Source organism: Streptomyces sp. NPDC127092 (genome assembly GCF_042722475.1).
In the GTDB taxonomy this organism is placed as follows: domain Bacteria; phylum Actinomycetota; class Actinomycetes; order Streptomycetales; family Streptomycetaceae; genus Streptomyces.
In genome coordinates this window covers 1-795 of the sequence record NZ_JBHXFE010000116.1, presented here as the reverse complement: position 1 = coordinate 795, position 795 = coordinate 1, and the positions used below count along the sequence as shown (strand labels likewise).

1 protein-coding gene is annotated in these 795 nt (G+C 62.6%); it reads right to left on the bottom strand.

Going from position 1 to position 795, the window contains the following annotated elements:
- Positions 1-439: transposase domain-containing protein (locus tag ACFWJO_RS37650; RefSeq protein ID WP_386872631.1), on the bottom strand; the 439-nt coding region annotated here is incomplete at its 3' end.
- Positions 440-795: the final 356 nt, after the last annotated feature.

Below are 795 nucleotides of genomic sequence, written 5' to 3'. Positions count from 1 at the left end.
GGTCGAGGCAGGTCCCGTCGAGGGCCACCAACCGGCGCCCCGCGAGCCAGGATCCGGGTGTATCCGCGTCGGCGAGCGGTCGTGCGACACGGCGGAACAGCTCCCGCACCGGTTCGTGCCCCAGCCGGGACCGGGCCTGGAAGATCGCCGATTTCGTCGGCGACGACCAGGACTGTGACCATCCCGACGACCACGACAAACCGTCGGTGAGCTGCTCGAAGACCTCCTCATAGGAGCCTTGCGAATTCAATGCCATCCCGATCGAGAAATATGCCGTCACGCGAGCGGTCAACGACCTACTGCGCTGCTCGGTCCGCCCGCATTCCGCGATCACCTCATCAACCAAGGACGCGGGAAACACCCTGGTCAACAACCCCACCGACACCACATCCGACAACCGCCGATCCGAGACCGGCTTCACCCATCCACTCCGAGGCACACCTCATCGTAACGCAACCCGCACTAACTGAACGGTATTGTCGCTAGCGAGACACCCAGACGACGTATTATTCAGGCACACTGTCGGACACATCCTCAGTCGTAAGAACAGCCATCCGGAGGTCGGTCCCAACCGATCAGCATGCGGACATGTCCGTTCCACCTGGCACGATGGCGAGGGACAGCCAGACGATCTGTCCGAACAACGCAACAAGGAGCACCATCATGGCACTGCCTGTCTTAACACCGGAACAACGCGCCGAGGCACTGGCGAAGGCCGCGGAAGCCCGCAAAGCGCGTAGCGAACTCCTCTCCGCAGTGAAGGCTGGAGACCTCAGCGTCGAAGCGGTGCTCACC